The organism is Pyxidicoccus fallax, from assembly GCF_012933655.1.
In the GTDB taxonomy this organism is placed as follows: Bacteria; Myxococcota; Myxococcia; order Myxococcales; family Myxococcaceae; genus Myxococcus; species Myxococcus fallax.
Window position 1 is genome coordinate 1 of the sequence record NZ_JABBJJ010000576.1, and the last position, 4,415, is coordinate 4,415.

4 protein-coding genes are annotated in these 4,415 nt (G+C 71.3%); 3 read left to right on the top strand and 1 reads right to left on the bottom strand.

The features are described from left to right. The 3 genes from HG543_RS51870 to HG543_RS51880 all read left to right on the top strand — a co-directional run. Window positions 1-1,602: sigma-54 interaction domain-containing protein (locus tag HG543_RS51870; RefSeq protein ID WP_169352401.1), on the top strand; the 1,602-nt coding region annotated here is incomplete at its 5' end. 20 nt (window positions 1,603-1,622) lie between these two features. Continuing rightward, window positions 1,623-2,186, top strand: a complete 564-nt coding sequence (locus HG543_RS51875; RefSeq protein ID WP_169352402.1) for a hypothetical protein — start codon at window positions 1,623-1,625, stop codon at window positions 2,184-2,186. Continuing rightward, window positions 2,183-3,796 carry a carboxypeptidase-like regulatory domain-containing protein gene (locus tag HG543_RS51880; RefSeq protein WP_343073656.1) on the top strand — a complete coding sequence of 538 codons (1,614 nt, stop codon included), beginning with the start codon at window positions 2,183-2,185 and terminating at the stop codon, window positions 3,794-3,796. The genes HG543_RS51875 and HG543_RS51880 overlap by 4 nt, the downstream gene beginning before the upstream one ends. Before the next feature lie 3 nt (window positions 3,797-3,799). Here the strand turns inward: HG543_RS51880 and HG543_RS51885 are convergent, their stop codons facing one another. After that, window positions 3,800-4,312, bottom strand: coding sequence for a hypothetical protein (locus HG543_RS51885; protein WP_171819147.1), 513 nt, complete (start codon window positions 4,310-4,312; stop codon window positions 3,800-3,802). Window positions 4,313-4,415: the final 103 nt, after the last annotated feature.

The window sequence follows — 4,415 nt, forward strand, 5'->3', positions numbered from 1 at the left end:
CCGCCCCCGCCGCCCGCCGCTCCGCCCCGCGAGACGGTGCGCACCTCCAACCCGGACTCGCACACCGCGGAATTGCCCGGCGTGCCCGGCCGCGAGCTGCTCCTGCTGCGCCGGCTCACCGCCTTCAGCGAGCGCCTGCTGGGCATCTACGACGTGGAGCGCATCCTGGAGAGCCTCATGGACGAGGCCATCGAGGTGACGCGCGCCGACAAGGGCTTCCTCATCCTCATGGAGAGCGGCGAGCCACGCGTGCGGGTGGCGCGCAACGTGTCCCGGGAGAACATCGAGGACGCGGTGGAGAAGGACCGCATCTCCGACTCCATCATCGCCAAGGTGGTGAAGGAGCAGAAGCCGCTCATCGTGGCGGACGCGCTCGACTCGCCGGAGTTCAACAAGAGCGAGTCGGTGGTCAACCTCCGCGTGCACTCCGTCATGTGCGTGCCGCTCATGCACAAGGGGGATTTGTTCGGCGTCATCTACGTGGGCAATGACCGGCTGGTGAACCGGTTCGAGCCCAAGAGCGCGGACATGCTCACCATCTTCGCGGCGCAGGCGTCCCTCATCCTGCAGAACGCGATGCTGGTGAACGACCTCAAGCTGGACAACACCGAGCTGCGCCGCAAGCTGGAGGACCAGCGCTACGGCGACATCGTCGGCGCGTGCCAGGGCATGCGCGACGTGTACAAGCGCATCGACAAGATTGCCCCCACGGACATCTCCGTGCTCATCACCGGCGAGACGGGCACCGGCAAGGAGCTCATCGCCCGCGAAATCCACCGCCGCTCGCCGCGCACCAAGGGCCCCTTCATCACCATCAACTGCGGCGCGATTCCAGAGAACCTCCTGGAGAGCGAGCTGTTCGGCCACGTGAAGGGCGCCTTCACCGGCGCGGTGGCCACCAAGGGCGGCAAGTTCCAGGCGGCCATCGGCGGCACGCTGTTCCTCGACGAGATTGGCGAGATGCCCCTGCAGCTCCAGGTGAAGCTGTTGCGCGCGCTCCAGGAGAAGGTCGTCTACAAGGTGGGCGACAACCGCGGCGAGCCGGTGGACATCCGCGTGGTGGCCGCCACCAACAAGGTTCTCGAGGACGAGGTGAAGAAGAACACCTTCCGCGAGGACCTCTACTACCGCCTCAACGTCGTCACCCTGAAGCTGCCCCCGCTGCGCGAGCGCGGCGAGGACGTGGTGGTGCTGGGCCGCTTCTTCCTCCAGAAGTACGCCCGCGAGTTCAACTCCAAGGCCCGCGGCTTCACCCCGTCCGCCACCGTCTCCATGCGCAAGTACGGCTGGCCCGGGAACATCCGCGAGCTGGAGAACCGGCTGAAGAAGGCGGTGGTGCTCGCGGACAAGCCGCTGCTCGGCCCGGACGACCTGGACCTCAAGCCGGAGAACCTGGAGCCCATCATGCCGCTGCTCCAGGCCAAGGAAGAATTCCAGAAGCGTTACATCAACGAGGTGCTGGCGCGGAACAACGGCAACCGCACCAAGACGGCCAAGGACCTGGGCGTGGATCCGCGTACCATCTTCCGCCACCTGGAGAAGCTGGAGGCGGAGAAGTCGGGCCGGCCCCTGCCCCCGGAGGAGGGAGACGAGCTGCTCTAGGCGGGCGGCCCGCACGGACGATGGACGGCACGACTCGGCGATACGGGTGGACGGCGCTGGTGGTGGTGGCCGCCTGCGCGGCGACCGGCTGCCTCATCCCCCAGGACGACACGATGATGGCGGGCGTGCCCGGGCAGAAGAACCGGCCGCCGCGCATCATCGAGAGCCTCGTGTCGCCCCAGCAGCGCGTCATCTCCGACTTCGGCGCCCACCAGTGCGACCTCACCTTCGAGGTGGTGGCCGAGGACCCCGACCTGGACGACCGCCTCAAGGTGCTCTGGTACCTGGACTACAACCCGCAGGACCCGTCGGGCCCCTACCGGCAATACGACCTGTCCAACATCACCCAGGACCCGCTGCGCTCGGACCGGGGCTCGCTGCTCATCAGCCTGTCGTCCGCCAACAGCCCCCTGGGCACGCCGGGCACGCACCTGGTGGAGGCGCTCGTCAGCGACTGGTCGGTGAATGACCGGGTGGTGGAGCCGAGAACCGTGCCGATGCCGGACGGCACCTTCATCGAGGACCCGGGCTTCATCGTCACGTACTCGTGGGTGGTGAATACCGTGCAGGGGGACTGCCGGTGAGTCCGCGCCTGGTGGCGCTGGCGCTCCTGGCGGCGCTGTGGGGCGCCGGGTGCGCCCTGCTGGAGGAGGAGCCGGACCCGAGCCAGCTCGTGTGCCGCTCGGATGCCGAGTGCGCGGTGAACGAGGTGTGCTTCCCGGACGGGTGTGGCGACCCGGGGCGGGACATCGTCGTGGAGGTGACGCCCAACCCGCACGCCCGCCAGCATGCTCAGGACTTCCGGGTGGACCGGGTGCGGCCGGAGCTGAACCTGGAGCTCTTCGACCCCGCCCACGTGCGGGGCCGGGTGGTGCGTGCCACGTCGCTGCCGGCTCCGGACGGCGGCACCGTCATGCGGCCGTACTCGGAGCCCCTGCACCTGCGCGCCGAGGGCGAGAGCCTGCTCTTGCCGGGCGTGTCGCGCTGGTACGAGGCGGAGCTGGTGCCCATCAACGGCGGCTGGGAGCTGCCGGTGGGCACGGGCGACTACACGGTGACGCTGACGGCCGAGGATTCGCAGGTGCCACCGGTGCGAGGCGCCAGCGTCGTGGAGCCCGGCGCCCAGGTGCCGCTGGAGCTGGTGCTGCCCGCGCCGGACGCGGTGGTGCGGCTGAGCGGCCGGGTGTCGAGCCAGGGCCAGGTGCTGGTGGACGCGGACCTGCGCGTCCAGGCGCTGGACACGGACTCGACGCCGCTGTCCCAGCGCGTGCCGGTGACGCGGGGCACGGGGGACTTCACGCTCGTCATGCCCCGCGAGGCGGCGCGGCGCCCCGCCATCCTGGTGCGGGTGACGGCCATGGGCGAGGCGCCCTGGGTGCCGCAGAAGACCTTCACGGTGGACCCGCGCGCGCCGCTCACGCAGCCGCTGGAGCTGGGCGACTTCGGCGCGCCGGTGCGCGTGACGGGCCGGGTGGTGGGCCTGGACGGCCGGCCGGTGCCGGGCGCCACCGTGGCGCTGCGCGGGCGGGTGGGCGGAGGCGGCACGTTCCACGGCCCGCTGGCCACCACCAGCCCCGAGGGGCGCTTCGCGGTGGACACCCTCCCGTCCGCGCCGGGAGACACGCTGTCGCTGGTGGTGGTGCCTCCCCTGGGCGCCACCGCGGGCCTCACCGTGCAGCCCGTGGAGGTGCCGCGCACCGGCGCCGTGCTGCCGGACGTCGTCTGTCCGGACCGGCGCATCGTCGAGGGCACCATCCTCCTGCCCAGCGGCACCCACCCCGCGCCCGGCGTGCGCGTGGCGGTGGAGCCCATCGCGGAGATTCCCGGCTGGCCCCGCCCCCCCGGCGGCGGCGAGGCGCTGGGCGCCACCGACGACGAGGGCCTGTGGCGGCTGCGGTTGGACCCGGCCGTCTACCGCGTGGACTTCCTGCCGGCGGAGAACCTGCCGCGCGTCACCCGCGTCATCACCGTGCTGCCCGGCGAGGACGCCACGGTGCAGCGGCTGGCGACCTTCAACCTGCAGCGCGGCCGCACCCTCTCCGGAAGGGTGACGGACGGCTCCGAGGCCCTGCCCTACGCCTCCATCCGCTTCTACCGGGCGGTGACGCTGGAGGGCCGGCCCATGTCCGTGCTGCTGTCCCAGACGGTGTCGGACCACCTGGGCCGCTACAAGGCGCTGATACCGGTGCGCTGACGCTCAGGGCAGCCGGCCGGCGCCCGGGTCCTGGCGCGCGGTGGCGAAGGCGGCGTGCAGCGCGTCCACCGCGCCGCCCACCTCGCCCGCGTACTGCACGGCGTGGATGGTGTAGAGGTCCTGCACCGTCTCCAGGCGGCGGTACACCGCGCGCAGGCGCTCGCGCTCACGGGACTCGAGGCCGCACATGGACTCGCGCTGGCGCAGCCGCTCGAGCCACTCTGTCCGGAAGCGCATCCACTCGCGGTCCACGTCCCGCGCGGGCTGCACGCGCACCAGCTTCTCGCGCCCCGACTCCAGTTCCTTCCACAGCGCCTGCGCGCCATCCAGGCATTCGCGGAAGGTGAGCAGCTCGGCCGCGTTGGGCGGCCGCTCCGGCGTCATGGCGGCCACGGAGCGGGCCACGCTCCAGAGAATCCAGACGGAGAAGATGGTGGTGAGGAGGATGTACACCCCGTACGCGCCACCACGAAAGCGGCGGAAGCGGGGATCTTTCCGAGGGTCGGGAGCGGACACGGGGTCCAGGTCTTACGACCGTGGACCCCGCGTGGCAACGCTTCCGTGTCCCCCACCGTTGTCCGGTGGGGGGATGGGACGGGACGGCCGGGGACTACTGGCC